Origin of the sequence: Arthrobacter sp. FW306-2-2C-D06B (genome assembly GCF_021789175.1) — a bacterium.
Classification (GTDB): Bacteria; Actinomycetota; Actinomycetes; order Actinomycetales; family Micrococcaceae; genus Arthrobacter.
This window is the reverse complement of the sequence record NZ_CP084560.1, coordinates 2795065-2811845: the sequence shown is the minus strand read 5'-3', so window position 1 is coordinate 2811845 and position 16781 is coordinate 2795065. Positions and strand designations below refer to the sequence as shown.

Genomic DNA, 16781 nt, shown 5'->3' with positions numbered 1-16781 from the left:
CCGAGCAGACCGCCAACAAGGTTGATTTCTGGTTCGATCCCATGTGCCCATTTGCCTGGGTGACATCCCGCTGGATCGGCGAAGTGGAAGACGTTCGGGGGATCGAGACCAACTGGAACGTCATGAGTCTCTCTGTCCTCAACGAAGGCCGAGAGCTGCCTGCCGAATACACCGAGAAGATGAAGCTGGGCTGGGGACCGGTCCGCGTCATCATTGCCGCCCGCGAGCTGCACGGAGGCGAGTACATCAAGCCGCTGTACGACGCGATGGGTTCCCTCATCCATCACGAAGGCATCAAGGATTTCGCCGAGGTCATCTCCAAGGCACTGGCTGAAACCGGCCTACCGGCCGAGTTGGCCCGCTTCGCCGATTCCGAGGAATACGACGTCCAGTTGCGTGCCAGCCACGAATCGGGGATCTCCCTGGTGGGCCAGGATGTCGGCACCCCCGTGGTCGCCGTCAACGGCACGGCCTTCTTCGGCCCTGTCCTGACCCGCATTCCCCGCGGCGAGGAAGCCGGCCGGATCTGGGACGCCACCGTCACGTTGGCCGGCTACCCGCATTTCTTCGAGCTCAAGCGCAGCCGCACGGAAAGCCCGGAATTCAACTAGCCTGAGCGGTGGCGGTCGTCTGGACCGCAGGCCCGGCTATTTCAGGAACCGCGACGTTCTACGGTCCGCGAGGATCTTTCCGTTTGTCTGGCAGCCAGGGCAATACTGCAACGAAGTGTCGGCAAAGGACACCTCGCGGATGGTGGTCCCGCACACGGGGCAAGGCTGGCCCGTCCTGCCGTGGACCCGCATGGTGTTCCGCTTCGTGTCCTTGAGCTCGCTTGAGGCTTTCCCGACGGCGGCGGCCACAGCCGCACCCAGGACACTTTCGATGGACTCATAAAGGACACGGGTGGTGTCATTGTCCAGCGACTTGGCGATCGCGAACGGTGAAATCCTGGCGGCGTGAAGGATCTCGTCACTGTAGGCGTTGCCGATGCCCGCGATGACACTTTGACTCCGAAGGAGTCCCTTGATCTGATGCGTGCTTGTGGAAAGGATTCCGGCCAGGGTTTCCTCGGTGAACGCAGGGCTCAGCGGGTCCGGACCGAGTGTCGCGATCCCGGGAACGTCCATGGGGTCGCGCACCACGTACACGGCCAGGCTCTTCTTCGTTCCGGCCTCCGTCAGGTCCACTCCGACGTGGGTCGAGCCGTCGCTCTTGGTGAAGCCGAGCCTCGCGGCAATACTGCTGCCGCCCATGCGCAGCTGGGCCTGCGATGGCTGCTCCGTATAGCGGAGCCACCCGGCCTTGGCGAGGTGGAAGATGAAGTGGATCCCCTCGGCGTCGAGGCTGACGAATTTTCCGAAGCGTTCCACTCCGGCGAATGTGCGCCCTTCCAGGGCCGAGTATGGCGGGTCGGCTGTCTTGAGCACGGCAAAAGAAGTGATCTGGATCTTCGTCAGTTCGGCACCGAGAAGATTCCTGCCCAGAAAGGCAGTCAGCCCGGCCACTTCGGGAAGTTCTGGCATAGCAACACTGTGCCACAAAGCGTCCGAGCCCAGAACCCCGCGACGAGGGTCCCGAATTACATGCCAGTAGTTCCGGAAGAGGGGTTGTGCTGGCCCGGGAGCAGGTCAAGAATAGAAGTTACCCACTTCGAAAGAGGAGGGACACGGAAACCAGAGATTCAGTGATATGTATCTGACGCAGCCTTCGGCAAAGTTGGATGCAAGCTACCAGTGACGAGGTAGGAAGACCTGAAAGTCCGAGGATTCCGCCAGACTGTCAAGACGTCACCAGGCAGCCGAAGAGTCGAAGCCCCACCAACGGCTAACGCTGATGGGGCTTCCCCTTTTGCCCGGAAACTCCCGGGCTCGTCCAAACTACGCCTGGGCGGGCTCCTCGGCAGGTGCCAGGACCACGTCGCTCACCGTCAGTTCGCCGTCGCCGGCTACCAGTGAGATCTCCTGTGCGTTGGCTGCGGCCTTGAGGTCTCCCAGACCGGCTTCCAGCTGTGCAACGAACGACTCGGTAGCGGTGATGGTGGCCGAGAGGACCTCGGTGCGCTGTTTGACCTTCGCCTCGGACTTGGCCTTGCGGATGCCGCTCAGCGCGATGCCGACGGTGCCCAGCATGGTGGTGTCGCCGTCGACGATTTCCACGGCTGCCGGCCACGCCGCGCGGTGGACCGAACCCGTGCGCCACCAGCTCCAGACCTCTTCGGTGGCGAAGGGCAGGAACGGCGCGAACAGCCGCAACAAGGAGTCCAGCGTGGTGGCAAGGGCTGCAAGCACGGATGCCTGTTCGGTCTCGCCGGCCGCACCGTAGGCGCGGTCCTTGATGAGTTCCACGTAGTCGTCTGTGAACTGCCAGAAGAACGATTCCGTGATCTGCAGCGCGCGGGCGTAGTCGTAGTTGTCGAATGCCTTGGTGGATTGCGCCACGACGTCGGCCAGCTGTGCAAGCAGTGCCCGGTCCAGGGGGTTGCTCAGGACAGACAGGTCCGCGCCGACAACCGAGTTCTCCGTAGCGCCCAGGTTCAACACGAACTTGGAGGCGTTGAGCAGCTTGATGGCCAGGCGGCGGCCGATCTTCATCTGGGCGATCTCGTACGCAGTGTCCGCGCCGAGCTTGGCCGAGGCGGCCCAGTAACGGACGGCGTCGGAGCCGAACTCGTTCAGGACGTCGGTGGGAACAACCACATTGCCCTTGGACTTGGACATCTTCTTGCGGTCCGGGTCCAGGATCCAGCCCGAGATGGCGGCGTGCTTCCACGGCGCGCTGTTCTGCAGGGCATCGGCCCGGACAGCCGAGGAGAAGAGCCAGGTGCGGATGATGTCGTGTCCCTGCGGGCGGAGGTCGAAGGGGTAGACCTTGCCGAACAGTTCCTCGTCACGGCTCCAGCCGCCCACGATCTGCGGAGTCAGCGACGACGTGGCCCAGGTGTCCAGGACATCCGCGTCACCGATAAAGCCGTTGGGCTGCTCGCGCTGGGCCTCGTCGAAGCCGGGGGCCGCGTCTGCCGCAGGGTCCACGGGCAGGGACTCGTCGGACGGCAGGATGGGGTTTTCGTAGTCCGGGTTGCCCTGTGCATCCAACGGGTACCAGACGGGGATCGGCACGCCGAAGAAGCGCTGGCGTGAAACGAGCCAGTCGCCGTTCAGCCCGGAGATCCAGTTCTCGTAGCGCGAGCGCATGAAGGACGGGTGGAACTCGATCTCGTGTCCACGCGCGATCAACCGTTCGCGCCGGTCCTCGTCCCGCCCGCCATTGCGGATGTACCACTGGCGCGACGTGACAACTTCAAGGGGCTTGTCGCCCTTCTCGAAGAAGTTCACGGGGTGCGTGATCTTCTTGGGCTCGCCATCCAGCAGATCGGCGGCGATGAGAAGCTCAACCACTGCCTCCTTGGCCGAGAAGGCCGTCTTGCCCGCGATTGCCGCGTAGGCTTCCTTGCCGGCGTCGGTGGTGATCCACTCGGGAGTCTCGGCGATGATGCGGCCGTCGCGGCCCATGATGGCGCGCGTGGGCAACTGCAGCTCGCGCCACCAGGTGACGTCGGTCAGGTCGCCGAAGGTACAGACCATGGCGATGCCCGAGCCCTTGTCCGCCTTGGCGAGCGGGTGGGCTTTGACCTCGAGCTCGACGTCGAACAGGGGGGACGTGACGGTCTTGCCGAACAGCGGCTGGTAGCGCTCGTCGTCGGGGTTTGCCACCAACGCGGCGCACGCGGCGAGCAGTTCCGGACGGGTGGTCTCTATGTAGATCTTCTCGCCGTCAGCGGTGAAGAACGGGTAGCGGTAGTACGCGCCGGCAACCTCGCGGTCCTCCAGCTCGGCTTGGGCGACGGCGGTGCGGAACGTCACGTCCCACAACGTTGGAGCCTCGGCCATGTAGGCGTCCCCGGCGTTCAGGTTGGCGAGGAAGGCGCGCTGGGAGACTGCCCGGGACGTGTCGTCGATGGTGCGGTACGTCAGGTCCCAGTCAACGGACAGGCCGAGGGTCTGGAACAGGTTCTCGAAGACCTTCTCGTCCTCGACGGCGAGTTCCTCGCAGAGTTCGATGAAGTTCTGGCGCGAGACGACGTCGAAGTCGCGCTGGTTCTTCGCCGGCTGTGCGGGGGGGCGGTAGTCGGCGTTGTAGGGAATGGCGGGATCGCAGCGGACGCCGTAATAGTTCTGGACGCGCCGCTCGGTGGGCAGCCCGTTGTCGTCCCAGCCCATCGGGTAGAAGACGTTCTTGCCGGTCATGCGCATGTAGCGGGCCTGGACATCCGTCTGCGTGAACGAGAACATGTGGCCCACGTGGAGCGAACCGGATGCGGTGGGCGGGGGAGTGTCGATCGAGTAGACCTGCTCCCGGGTGGTGTCCGGGTTGAACTTGTAGGTTCCTTCGTCCAGCCAGCGCCGCGTCAGGGCAGCCTCGAGGCCTTCAAGGGCCGGCTTGTCGGGAACGTTGATGGGGGCGGTGGCGGGCGTGTCTGTACCCTGCGTTGATTCAGCCATGGGCCAATTGTTTCATGGTCTTGCACCACCCCGCCCCGCCGCCCCCTCTCTTACCCAGTTGTCCCACTGCCTGCGTCCCAGGCGGCGCATGACGTACATGGTGTTGACAGGGCCCACAGGCGCCACAGGCGATGGGACAACTGGGGACAAGGCGGCCCGGGGAATGTCCACATACGGCGGTTGAAGGCTGGAATTGCTTGGTCGGCGTGAATCACGGTTGAGCCATGGACGAGATTGAGCGAATGATGCAGCGTAATTGGGGTGTATGCCGGTTCAGCCATTTACGGCGGATGGGCCTTGACCGGTTCCAGATCCGGGACCTCGTCGACCACGGGCTCCTGGTGAAGACTGCACGGGGTACCTATGCCCTTCCGTCGGCCAGGCCCGACATTGTCAAAGCAGCCGGCCAAAACGTGTCCTTGGCATGCGTGTCTGCGGCCTCGGCACGGGGTTTATGGGTCTGGAAGTCGGCCGCAAAGCCTCACGTTGTCAGAGACAGCGGCAAGGAGGTTCCCGGCTGCGTGGTCCACCGCGGCAAACGTTCAGCCAGGCAGCTTGTGGTCTCAGATTTCGACGCCGTGTGCCAGGCCTTCAGGTGCGTCCCGGCATGGCAGGCACTGGTGGTGGCAGAAGGGGCCGTTGCAGGCGGACGGGTTATGGTGCGGGACCTCTTGTCCCACTTCGCTGGGTCCCACGACTGGCGGATCCGCCTTCTGATCGGCAGGATCCGCGCCGATTCACAGTCCATGCCGGAGACTTTGGCGCGCCTGGCCCTGGAGGACGCAGGATTCCATGTGAACACGCAGGTACAGATTGCCGGAGTGGGAAGAGTGGATGGTGTCGTCAATGGGGGGCTCGTGTATGAAATTGATGGCCGGAAGTTCCATTCGGGGCCACAGGAATTCGAGAACGACCGGAGCCGTTGGAATTCCCTAATCATGCAAGGCATCCCAGTGGTGCGTATTCCGGCGCGTTGGGTTCTCCGAGATCCGAATTCTGTGCTTCCCATTGTGTCCGGGGCACTCTCGGCGATGAAGTCAGCGTCATCTGTCCCAGTCTTGGTGAGGGCAGGGATAGCTGGTGCCGGAGGTGTTGACGTCCAGCACAGGGGAAACAGCGAGTGGGACAACTGGGAGGGGGACACGGCGATAGGGTGGTGACATGACTGAGGAAGCACAGAAGAAGACCGCAGTAGTGACCGGCGCCAGCACGGGAATCGGCGAAGCCACAGTGCGGGCCCTCGCCGCCGATGGATGGAAGGTATTCGCCGTCGCCCGCCGTGCGGAGCGGCTCGAGGCACTCGGCGCCGAGAGCGGCGCAGTGCCGTTCGCCGCGGATATCACCGACGACGACGACGTCGCGGCCCTGCTCTCCGCCGTCACCGAGGCAGGGGGAGCGGACACGCTCATCAATATTGCCGGCGGCGCTCGGGGTGCGGACACCCTGGCCAATGCGCAGACCGAAGACTGGGACTGGATGTACCAAGTCAACGTGCTCGGCACCCTGAAGCTGACCCGGGCCTTCCTCCCGATGCTGCGGGCCAACGGCGAGGGAACAGTTTTGAACCTCACCTCGACCGCGGGATTCACGGCCTACGAGGGCGGCGGCGGGTACAACGCGGCCAAGTTCGCCCAGCACGCCATGACCGGTGCCCTCCGCCTCGAGGAGGCCGAGAACAACGTCCGCGTCATCGAAGTGGCGCCCGGTCTCGTCCGCACGGAGGAATTCGCGCTCAACCGCCTCGGCGATGCCACCGCTGCGGCCAAGGTGTACGCCGGCGTCGAGAAGCCGCTCACGCCGGAGGACGTCGCCGACGTCGTCAAGTACGCGGTCTCAGTGCCGCACCACATCAACCTGGACGAGATCATCGTCCGCCCGGTGGCGCAGGCTGCTACCCACAAGTTGATCCGCAAGGGCTAAGGTCGCGGTGTCGCGCGCCCCATGCCTTCAAGTGGAGCTCGCGGCGCCGCTGCCGCTAGACTTGTGGCACAAGCTTCGACCCGGACATCACCGGTGAGCTTCCGGAAGAACGCCCCCGCCGCCACGGGAGTCAGTAGAACCGGACGGGTAAGCCCGTCACAGCAGCAATGAGCGGCCGACGCCGGAACAGCTCCTCTTCACGGGGAGCCGCGCCAGCGACGGTAAGTGAGGTGGTACCGCGGTACCGGCGCCGTTGGAGACAACGCAGCTGGCGCCGTCCTCGCATCCTGAATGAAACTTTGTGTTCACCGGCTCAACCCAGGATGAAGAGATGACGTATTACCCCAAGGCCTCCGCGGCACTTTCAGGCACAGCTCCGTCCGGCACCTCACGAGGGGTGTCCGCCTCCGTGAAGTTCCCGGAGATCGAAGAGCGCATCCTCAAGTACTGGGATGAAGACGGCACCTTCCAAGCCAGCATCGACAACCGCAGCGCCGATCTGCCCGGCGGCCACCCTGGCAGCAACGAGTTCGTCTTCTACGACGGTCCTCCCTTCGCCAACGGGCTGCCCCACTACGGCCACCTCCTGACCGGCTATGCCAAGGACCTCGTAGGCCGCTACCAGACCCAGCGCGGCAAGCGCGTCGAACGGCGCTTCGGCTGGGACACCCACGGCCTGCCCGCTGAACTCGAAGCCATGAAGCAACTGGGCATGACGGACAAGACCCAGATCGAAGCGATGGGCATCGACAAGTTCAACGACGCCTGCCGTGCCTCGGTGATGAAGTACGCGGACGAATGGAAGAGCTACGTCACGCGCCAGGCACGCTGGGTGGACTTCGACAACGACTACAAGACCCTCAACGTCGAGTACATGGAGTCTGTCCTGTGGGCCTTCAAGCAGCTCCACGAGAAGGGCCTCACCTACAACGGGTACCGAGTCCTGCCGTACTGCTGGAAGGACGAGACGCCGCTGTCCAACCATGAGCTGCGCATGGATGACGATGTCTACAAGAACCGCCAGGACCAGACCGTCACCGTGACCTTTCCCATCAAGGCGGGGGAGTCGGAACTCTCCAAGTCCCTTGAGGGTGTGCAGGCGCTCGCGTGGACCACGACCCCCTGGACACTGCCCACCAACCTGGCGCTCGCCGTCGGGCCCGACATCTCCTACGCGGTGGTTCCGGCCGGTCCCAACGGCATCAAGGCCGCCTCCCCGGAGGCCCCGGTGACGGGCAGCTTCCTGCTGGCCGCCGATTTGCTCGGCACCTACGCCAAGGACCTGGGGTACGACGACGGCGCCGCCGCACTTGCCGCCGTCGAGGCCAGTTACACCGGCACCGAGTTGGCCGGCCTGGAGTACGAGCCCCTGTGGGACTACTTCTCCGACACCGAGAAATACGGCACCCAGAACGGCTGGCGTTTCCTCGTGGCGGACTATGTCACCACCACTGACGGCACCGGCATCGTCCACCAGGCCCCGGCCTACGGTGAAGACGACCAGAAAGTCTGTGAGGACGCCGGTATCCCCGTGGTCCTTTCCGTCGACGAAGGCGCCAAGTTCCTCCACCTGTTCGCACACGGACCCCTCGCCGAAATCTCCGGCTTGCAGGTGTTCGATGCCAACAAGCCGATCACGCAGGCACTGCGTTCCGGCGGTCGCTTGGTTCGCCAGGCCAGCTACGAGCACAGCTACCCGCACTGCTGGCGCTGCCGCAACCCCTTGATCTACCGCGCCGTGTCCTCCTGGTATGTGGAGGTCACCAAGTTCAAGGACCGGATGTCCGAACTGAACCAGGAGATCAACTGGATCCCCGGCAACGTCAAGGACGGACAGTTCGGTAAGTGGCTGGCCAACGCCCGTGACTGGTCCATCAGCCGCAACCGCTACTGGGGCTCGCCCATCCCGGTGTGGCAGTCCGATGACCCCGAGTACCCGCGCACGGATGTTTACGGCTCCCTTGCCGAGATGCAGGCCGATTTCGGCCGCCTGCCGGTGAACAACGAGGGCCAGGTTGACCTGCACCGTCCGTTCATCGACGAACTCACCCGGCCCAACCCGGACGACCCCCGCTCTCCCGAAGAGGGCCAGTCCACCATGCGCCGGGTCGAGGACGTCCTGGACGTCTGGTTCGATTCGGGCTCCATGCCCTACGGCCAGGTGCACTATCCGTTCCAGAACGAGGAATGGTTCGACACCCACAACCCGGCGGACTTCATCGTCGAGTACATCGGGCAGACCCGTGGCTGGTTCTACATGCTGCACATCCTGTCCACGGCCCTTTTCGACCGGCCCGCCTTCCGCAACGTGATCAGCCATGGCATCGTGCTGGGTTCCGACGGGCAGAAGATGTCCAAGAGCCTGCGCAACTACCCGGACGTCTCCGAGGTCCTGGACCGCGACGGCTCCGACGCCATGCGCTGGTTCCTGATGTCCAGTCCCATCCTGCGCGGCGGCAACCTCGTGGTCACCGAACAGGGAATCCGCGACGGCGTCCGCCAAGTCATCCTGCCGCTGTGGAACGTCTACAGCTTCTTCACGCTGTATACGAACGCCTCCAATGGTGGCGCCGGCTATGACGCCAAGCTGCGCTACGACGGCTACACGGACACAATGGACCAGTACTTGATGGCGAACACCGGGGACCTCGTCCGCAACATCACCTCCAGCTTGGACGAGTACGACATTTCCGGAGCCTGCGATGAACTGCGCAGCTACCTGGACATGCTCACCAACTGGTACGTCCGCCGCAGCCGGCAGCGGTTCTTTGACGAGAACACCGACGCCTTCGATGCGCTCCACACGGCCCTCGAAGCCGTCTGCCGTGTCTCGGCGTCGCTGTTGCCCCTCGTTTCCGAGGAGATCTGGCGCGGACTGACCGGCGGGCGCTCCGTGCACCTGGCTGACTGGCCCGAGGCGTCGCTGTTCCCGGCAAATCCGGAACTCGTCGAGGCCATGGACCGGGTCCAGCAGATCTGCTCCACCGGCTCCAGCCTGCGCAAGGCCGCCAACCTTCGCGTCCGCCTGCCGCTCCAGGAGCTGACGGTAGTGGCACCCGGCGCGGACGCGCTGGAAGGCTTCGCCGCCGTCGTCGCGGATGAACTGAACCTGCGTTCCGTCCGGCTCCTCGACGCCGCCACGGCGTCGCCGGAGGAATTCGGCATCGAGCAGAAACTCGTGGTCAACGCCCGCGCGGCAGGTCCGCGACTGGGCAAGAACGTCCAGCAGGCCATCAAGGGTTCCAAGTCCGGCGACTGGTCGGTTCGGACGATCAGTGCTAGGAGCGTCGTAGTCTCCGGCGGTTTGCCATTGGAACCGCAGGAGTACACGCTTGAGACCGTCGTCGCGGAATCTGCAGGCGGAGCCTCCGCGGCTGTCGCCGTCCTTCCGGGCGGTGGCTTCGTGGTCCTGAACACCGAAGTCACTCCGGAACTGGCTGCCGAAGGCCTGGCACGCGACATGGTTCGCGCCATCCAGCAGGCCCGCAAGGACGCAGGACTCAACGTCAGCGACCGCATCCACACCACGGTTCTGGCTGTCCACGACGTTGTTGACGCTTTGCGCGCCAATGAAGAGCTGGTCAAGACTGAAACCCTGTCCCTCAAGCTCGACCCCGTCGTCTCCGGCGACGCGGCCGAGCCGCAGATCACCGTTACCAAGATCGAGGCCTAGTACATGAGCGACGAATTCTCCGTAGAAAGCGTCTACGCCGAACTCCTGGGCCGCGCCCCGGAAAACAAAATGGAGCCGCGGCTGGCGCCCCTGTACCGGGCCATGGATGTGCTGGGGGAGCCCAACAAGGCATTCCCGATCATCCACATCACGGGCACCAATGGAAAGACATCCACGGCCCGCATGATCGAGGCGGGTCTTCGCGCCCACGGCTTGAGCACGGGCCGTTACACGAGTCCGCACCTGTCCAAGGTCACCGAGCGCATCAGCATCGACGGCGAGCCGGTTTCGGATGAGACTTTTGTCCGGATCTGGGACGAGATCCGCCCGTACCTCGAGATCGTGGACAAGGAACTTGAGGCCGATGGCCAGCCCAGGCTCACGTACTTCGAGTGCCTGACCATTCTTGGCTTCGCGATCTTCGCTGACCAACCGGTCAATGTCGCCGTGATTGAAGTGGGGTTGGGCGGTATTACCGACGCCACGAATGTGGGCGACGGGCAGGTTTCCGTGGTGACGCCGATTTCGCTGGACCACACGGATCTCCTGGGCGACACCACCGAGGACATCGCCCGTGAGAAGGCCGGAATCATCAAGCCTGGCAGCTTCCTGATCAGCGCGGCCCAGCCCGTGGACGCCGCCCAGGTGCTCCTTGAGAAGGCTCGCGAGGTGGGTGTGCCGTTCCGTTTCGAAGGTGTCGAATTCGGCGTCGAGTCCCGTAGCGTGGCCGTCGGGGGCCAAGTGCTGACCATCCAGGGGCTCGCTGGCCGCTACGAGGACCTGCTGCTGCCCTTGCACGGCGCCCACCAGGCTGAGAACGCGGCAGTCGCCGTCGCGGCCCTGGAGGCGTTCTTCGGGGGCGGCGAAAAAGAGCTCGACGGCGATCTCCTGCGCGAGGCTTTCGGCAACGTCACCTCGCCCGGCCGCCTCGAAGTGGTGCGCACGGCTCCCACGATCATCGTGGATGCCGCCCACAACCCCGATGGCATCCGCGTCTCAGCCGAGGCCATCGAAGAGGCCTTCAGCTTCAGCAAGCTGGTGGTGGTCCTTGGGGTCCTGAAGGAAAAGGACGCGGAAGAAATCCTGCGGCAGCTCAAGGAATCCCTGGGCGGACTGGCCGAGGAATTCTGTTTCACGCAATCCAGCTCGCCGCGGGCCATCCCGGCCGCGCAACTGGCCGATCTCGCCGTCGACCTTGGCTTCGGTGCGGACAACGTCCACATCGCCGAGAAGCTGGACGACGCGATCGAGTGGGCCGTGGAACGTGCCGAAGCCAACGATGACCTGGCCGGCGGGGTACTCGTCACGGGTTCCATCACCGTGGTGGCCGAAGCCCGCATGCTCCTCGGGAAGGTTGGTTCCTAGGGGTGGCCAAACTGACCAAAGCCCAGCGCGAATGGCGGCCCGGGATGCCCAAGAAGCGCCGCTCCACCAAGGTGATGTTCGCTTCGACCGTGCTGCTTCTGGAGGCCTTCGTCGCGTTCTTCGCCACCTTGGCTGTCTTCGGACTGAAGCGTGGAGAGGTACAGCCGGCGCTGATCCTGACCTTCGGCATCACCCTGAGCCTCGTGCTGATCCTGGCCTGCGCCGTGCTCAGCAGGCCGTGGGGCATCGGCGTCGGCTGGGTACTGCAGCTGGTCTTGATTTCCTCGGGATTCGTCGAGCCCACGATGTTCGTGGTGGGAGTCCTCTTCGCGGCCTGCTGGTGGTACGGCATCCGTGCCGGCATGCGGATCGACCGCGAGAACGCCCAGCGCGATCGTGAGCAAGCCGAATGGAACGCTTCGCACGGGGAAGACTCTGCCGGGCAGTCCGCCTGAGCGAAACCCCGTAAACTGGCTGGGAAACCCACACACTCAACATTGGAGCAACCGTGAGCATTGAGCGCACCCTTGTACTGATCAAGCCCGACGGCGTCACCCGCAACTTGAGCGGCAGCATCCTCGCCCGCATCGAGTCCAAGGGATACTCCTTGGTCGAATTGAAGAAGGTCAACGCCACCCGCGATCTGCTGGAGCAGCACTACGAAGAGCACCTGGGCAAGCCGTTCTACGAGCCGCTGGTCGAGTTCATGCTCAGCGGCCCGGTTGTCGCTGCGATCTTCGAAGGCCACCGCGTGATCGAAGGCTTCCGTTCCCTTGCGGGAACCACGGACCCGACGACGGCGGCTCCCGGCACCATCCGCGGCGACTTCGGCCGTGACTGGGGCCTGGCAGTGCAGCAGAACCTGGTCCACGGTTCCGATTCGGTTGATTCCGCGGAGCGTGAGATCAAGATCTGGTTCGGCGCGTAGCTTCCCGCCAAGAAACGAGCAACGCGGGGTCACTTACGGTCCATCCGGAGGTCCGGAATGGGCCGTAAGTGACCCCGCGTTAGTTAAGGGATAAGTGCTCAGTAACCCGACGTGCCGATGAAGACGTTGATGAAGGCAAAGAAAATGCTCGCGATCACGCCGACGTAGAGCAGCGCGGAAATGATCCAACCGGATTCGCTGAGGATCCTGGCCAGGCCTGCGGGGGCTGGAATGACCCCGTGCGCCACGTTCCGGATGGTCACGAACACGAAGAGGGGGATCATGCATGCCCACACCACCATGCAGAACGGGCACAGGATGTGAATGACATACAGTGCCTGGGACCATAGCCAGACGATGAAGATGAACCCCAGTGTGACGCCCGTCTGCAGTCCGATCCAGTACCAGCGGGCGAACTTGGCCCCGGCAAAGATAGCCATGGCGGTGGTGATGATCACAGCGAAGGCGACAATGCCGATGAACATGTTGGGGAAACCGAAAACCGAACTCTGCGGTGTCTTCATGACGCTGCCGCAGGAGACCCACGGATTGAGGTCGCAGGCCGTGATGTGGTTGGGGTCCTGGAGTACCTGCAGCTTTTCCAGCACGAGCGCCCCTGATGCCAGCCACGCAATGGCGCCGGTGGCGAGCAGGAGCCACGCGAAGGGGCGGTCGCGGACCATGCGTGGCATGGTCTCGTCGGGGCTCCTCCCGGTTTTGTCCTGCCCGAGGGAGCGGGCATCGTTATTGGCCAGGTTCGGGCTGGCGGGGCTCGGCATGGTTGGCTGTCCTTTTCTGGGTGGCCCGGCGCAGGACCGGGGACTGCTCTTGGGAGGATTCTAGCCGTGGAGGCTGGATGAGGCGTCCAGCGAACTCGGCGGCACGGAAGCTTTCAGGGCGTGCTTCCTGCCGGGAGTGCGGGCGTGTGAGAGAATGAACATGGCCGGAAGCCGATCCACATGCGGAATCCGGTCCGGTATCTTGTTCCCAAGACCGCCAGTCATATGCAGGGCATGCCCAGGATCCAATGATCCCCGGTAGCGCCGCAGTGACAATGGACGGCACCTGGTTGTGGCATTAGAACAACGGGTTTGGAGCGAAGCCGGCTTTCCGTGGATGCCGCACCCCCATGCTGGTGCGAACCGGAAAGACTACTACTGACTTCTGTCAACGCCTGCGGGTTTTGACAATATTGCCTCTCTGGGCACCGGATGTGGCGGTTGCGCAAGGGCAGGAGTGTTGCCACATATGGATAACGAGCAAGTTGTAGCCGCCGCCGAAGATGCGGCGTCCACCGAGACCACTGAAGCACCCAAAAAGGTCACCCGCACCCGCCGCAAGGCTGCACCGAAGACGGTCACCGCCGATGAAGCCCCCGACGCCGGAGCAGCCGCCGGTGAACCGCTCACCGCAGCGACGGACACCGAAGCGACGGACACCGAAGCGCCCAAGGCTCCCGTCCGGCGCACAAGGGCTCGAAAGAAGGTCGAAACTTCCGAGCCGCTGCCAGGTTTCGCCGAAGAAGCTTCCACGGACGGTGGCGAGGCCCCGCAGGCTGCCGCCGTCGTCGAGCCTGAAATAGCGGCAGAAGCCGAAGCTGCCCCCGAGAAGCCGGTCCGCCGCCGTCGTACGACGAGGGCAAAGAGCCCCGAACCCGTCGCTGAAGAAGCCCCGGTTGAAACACCGGCTGCCGAGGTTGCGCAGCCCGAGGAAAACGCTGTGGTCGCGGAGATTGCGCCGGAGGAAACCACTGAGGAACCGGCCGTCGAGGCCGAAGCCGCAAGCCCGATCGCTTCGCTGTTCATGGAACCTGGCTCCGTCACGTCCATGATCTTCCAGGCGCCGGACTTGAGCGCCGTTGCCAGGCCGGCCGTCGTCGAAGAGGAACGGCAGGCCGACGCCGAAGAAGTTTCCGAGGACAACGAACTGGACGAAGCCGGCAGCCGCCGTCGCCGTCGCAGCCGTGGGCGTCGTGGACGCAGGGGCAACGAGCGCGATGAAGCCGCCGGAGACGAAACGGCCGCGGAATCCGAGGACGAGACAGAAGCCGGTGCCGAGGAAGTCCTCGAAGAAGGCGTAACCTCCCGCCGTCGTCGGCGCCGTCGTCGTGGCGATCAGGACCTGGAGTTGACTGGTGGCGGAGACGACGATCCCCCCAACACTGTCACCCGTGTCCGCGCCCCCCGCGCACACGTTGAGTCCACCAGCAGCTCCGACCGCGTCACGAGCGTCAAGGGCTCCACTCGCCTTGAAGCCAAGAAGCAGCGCCGCCGCGAGTCCCGCGAGACCGGCCGCCGCCGACAGGTCATCACCGAGGCCGAATTCCTGGCCCGCCGTGAGTCCGTCGACCGCCAGATGATCGTTCGGCAGCGCGACGACAGGATCCAGATCGGTGTCCTGGAAGACGGCGTGCTCGCAGAGCACTTCGTGTCCAAGACACAGCAGGATTCCCTGATCGGCAACGTCTACCTGGGCAAGGTCCAGAATGTGCTGCCGTCGATGGAAGCCGCGTTCGTCGACATTGGACGCGGCCGCAACGCCGTGCTGTACGCCGGTGAAGTCAACTGGGATGCAGTCACCTTGGAAGGGAAACCGCGCCGCATCGAAAACGCCCTGAAATCAGGCGATTCCGTGTTGGTCCAGGTCACCAAGGACCCCGTGGGTCACAAGGGCGCACGCCTGACGAGCCAGATTTCGCTCCCAGGCCGCTACCTTGTGTACGTACCGGGCGGGTCAATGACCGGCATCTCCCGCAAGCTGCCCGACGTCGAGCGCAACCGCCTGAAGAAGATCCTCAAGGACCGCCTCCCGGAGAACGCGGGCGTCATTGTCCGCACCGCCGCCGAGGGAGCTTCCGAGGAAGAGCTGACGCACGACATCAACCGCCTGCGGGCCCAGTGGGAAGGCATCGAAAGCCAGTCCACGTCCACCAAGATCCTGGCACCGGAACTGCTGTACGGCGAACCGGACCTGACCATCAAGGTGGTCCGAGACGTCTTCAACGAGGACTTCTCCAAGCTCATCGTCTCCGGCGACGAAGCCTGGGACACCATCGAAGCCTACGTCACCTACGTGGCGCCGGACCTGGTGGGACGCCTCGAAAAGTGGACCTCGGATCAGGACATCTTCTCGGCATGGCGCGTGGACGAACAGATCCACAAGGCACTGGAGCGCAAGGTCTTCCTGCCCTCCGGCGGTTCGCTCGTGATCGACCGCACCGAGGCCATGACGGTTGTTGACGTCAACACCGGGAAGTTCACCGGCAGCGGTGGCAACCTCGAGGAAACCGTCACCAAGAACAACCTTGAGGCTGCCGAGGAAGTGGTCCGCCAGCTGCGCTTGCGCGACATCGGCGGAATCATCGTCATCGACTTCATCGACATGGTCCTGGAATCCAACCGCGATCTCGTGTTGCGCCGCTTGGTCGAATGCCTCGGCCGGGACCGCACCAAGCACCAGGTCGCCGAGGTGACGTCCCTTGGATTGGTCCAGATGACGCGCAAGCGCATGGGCACCGGCCTGCTGGAGGTCTTCGGCGAGCAGTGCGAAACCTGCGCCGGTCGCGGAATCGTCACGCACGACGAGCCTGTGGAACACCGTCGGGCCAACGTGGTGGCCGCCGAACACCACCACCCACGCACGGAGTCACAGCCGACCGTCCGGCCTGAACAGCGCAAGCGTCGCCGCGGCAGGGGCACGGGTCCGGGGACTACCGAACTCCCGAGCACCCCACCTGTGCCGGTCCACACCGTGGAATCCACCGATCCGAACCGCCAGGCAGCCACCCGCGCAGCCCTTGCCACCATCGCGGCGGCAGCCCACGCAGCCCACCTGCACGACGACGAGCTCCACCACGCGGCGGAATTGCTCGCCGACGGGCACGTAGCGGAAGCAACCCCGGTCCAGGCCCCCGCGGCCCCGGCCCAGGCTCCTGCCGCTGCGTCGAGTAGCGAGGAACGTTCGAAGCCTGTCCTGCGATTCGGCGGCGAGGAAGTTGCGTTGCCCTTCGTCCACCACGAAGAGGAGCCAGCGAGTGGTGCCCCTGCCATGAGCCTGGACCTGTTGGCACAGGCATTCGCGGGCCTCGGAGAAGCGCCCGACACTGCGACGACGGCACCTGAGGCCGAGGAAGTGCCCGCCGGGACCCCCGCGGCCGTTGCAAGCGGAGAATCCCCGGAAGCGGGTTCGCGTGGACGCCGAGGCCGTCGCAACCGCAGCGCCAGCCGGGCCCAGGGTGCCGCCAACGCCACCAACGTGGAGCACCACGAGGTTGCCGCGGCCGCCTCCGGTGGGGCCGCGCACGAGGCCAAGGCGACGGACGCTGCTCCAGCCAAGTCGACGGCGGCAGCGGAACCGATCATCCTCGGTGTCGGCGTGCCCAAGTCCGAACTCTAAA

Annotated in this window: 10 protein-coding genes; 7 read left to right on the top strand and 3 right to left on the bottom strand. The window is 64.4% G+C overall.

The features are described from left to right. The first annotated feature begins 41 nt into the window (after window positions 1-41). On the top strand, window positions 42-611 hold the full coding sequence (locus LFT47_RS13065) for a mycothiol-dependent nitroreductase Rv2466c family protein (RefSeq protein WP_236818557.1): 570 nt from the start codon (window positions 42-44) through the stop codon (window positions 609-611). A gap of 36 nt (window positions 612-647) precedes the next feature. Here LFT47_RS13065 and LFT47_RS13060 read toward each other — a convergent pair whose 3' ends face one another. Next, window positions 648-1523 (bottom strand): Fpg/Nei family DNA glycosylase, encoded by an 876-nt coding sequence (locus LFT47_RS13060; RefSeq protein WP_236811404.1) that lies wholly within the window; start codon window positions 1521-1523, stop codon window positions 648-650. A gap of 354 nt (window positions 1524-1877) precedes the next feature. Further along, entirely contained in the window at window positions 1878-4499 is a 2622-nt protein-coding gene (gene valS / locus LFT47_RS13055) for a valine--tRNA ligase (protein ID WP_236811402.1), read from the bottom strand. 1161 nt (window positions 4500-5660) lie between these two features. Here valS and LFT47_RS13050 point away from each other — a divergent pair. The 5 genes from LFT47_RS13050 (at window position 5661) to ndk (ending at window position 12385) form a co-directional block, all read left to right on the top strand. Then, window positions 5661-6419 (top strand): SDR family oxidoreductase, encoded by a 759-nt coding sequence (locus LFT47_RS13050; protein ID WP_236811400.1) that lies wholly within the window; start codon window positions 5661-5663, stop codon window positions 6417-6419. A 331-nt stretch (window positions 6420-6750) separates the two neighbouring features. Continuing rightward, the gene (gene ileS / locus LFT47_RS13045; RefSeq protein ID WP_236811398.1) at window positions 6751-10092 is read left to right on the top strand and encodes an isoleucine--tRNA ligase; all 3342 of its coding nucleotides are present in this window, start codon (window positions 6751-6753) and stop codon (window positions 10090-10092) included. A gap of 3 nt (window positions 10093-10095) precedes the next feature. Continuing rightward, on the top strand, window positions 10096-11457 hold the full coding sequence (locus LFT47_RS13040) for a bifunctional folylpolyglutamate synthase/dihydrofolate synthase (RefSeq protein WP_236811390.1): 1362 nt from the start codon (window positions 10096-10098) through the stop codon (window positions 11455-11457). Between the two features lie 2 nt (window positions 11458-11459). Further along, on the top strand, window positions 11460-11912 hold the full coding sequence (locus LFT47_RS13035) for a DUF4233 domain-containing protein (protein ID WP_236811388.1): 453 nt from the start codon (window positions 11460-11462) through the stop codon (window positions 11910-11912). A gap of 53 nt (window positions 11913-11965) precedes the next feature. Beyond that, a complete protein-coding gene (gene ndk, locus LFT47_RS13030) occupies window positions 11966-12385 on the top strand; it encodes a nucleoside-diphosphate kinase (RefSeq protein WP_236811386.1) in 420 nt (139 codons plus the stop codon). A 98-nt stretch (window positions 12386-12483) separates the two neighbouring features. On the opposite strand, the gene LFT47_RS13025 is transcribed toward ndk, so the two are convergent. Continuing rightward, entirely contained in the window at window positions 12484-13164 is a 681-nt protein-coding gene (locus LFT47_RS13025) for a vitamin K epoxide reductase family protein (protein WP_236811384.1), read from the bottom strand. A 469-nt stretch (window positions 13165-13633) separates the two neighbouring features. Here LFT47_RS13025 and LFT47_RS13020 point away from each other — a divergent pair, with 469 nt between their 5' ends. Further along, window positions 13634-16780 carry an Rne/Rng family ribonuclease gene (locus tag LFT47_RS13020; protein WP_236811382.1) on the top strand — a complete coding sequence of 1049 codons (3147 nt, stop codon included), beginning with the start codon at window positions 13634-13636 and terminating at the stop codon, window positions 16778-16780. The last annotated feature ends 1 nt before the right edge of the window (window position 16781 follow it).

Bases quoted from the DNA above. Each gene is read 5' to 3' on its own strand.
- LFT47_RS13065 (WP_236818557.1), top strand. From the start codon at position 42: ATGTGCCCATTTGCCTGGGTGACATCCCGCTGGATCGGCGAAGTGGAA.
- LFT47_RS13060 (WP_236811404.1), bottom strand. From the start codon at position 1,523: ATGCCAGAACTTCCCGAAGTGGCCGGGCTGACTGCCTTTCTGGGCAGG.
- valS (WP_236811402.1), bottom strand. From the start codon at position 4,499: ATGGCTGAATCAACGCAGGGTACAGACACGCCCGCCACCGCCCCCATC.
- LFT47_RS13050 (WP_236811400.1), top strand. From the start codon at position 5,661: ATGACTGAGGAAGCACAGAAGAAGACCGCAGTAGTGACCGGCGCCAGC.
- ileS (WP_236811398.1), top strand. From the start codon at position 6,751: ATGACGTATTACCCCAAGGCCTCCGCGGCACTTTCAGGCACAGCTCCG.
- LFT47_RS13040 (WP_236811390.1), top strand. From the start codon at position 10,096: ATGAGCGACGAATTCTCCGTAGAAAGCGTCTACGCCGAACTCCTGGGC.
- LFT47_RS13025 (WP_236811384.1), bottom strand. From the start codon at position 13,164: ATGCCGAGCCCCGCCAGCCCGAACCTGGCCAATAACGATGCCCGCTCC.
- LFT47_RS13020 (WP_236811382.1), top strand. From the start codon at position 13,634: ATGGATAACGAGCAAGTTGTAGCCGCCGCCGAAGATGCGGCGTCCACC.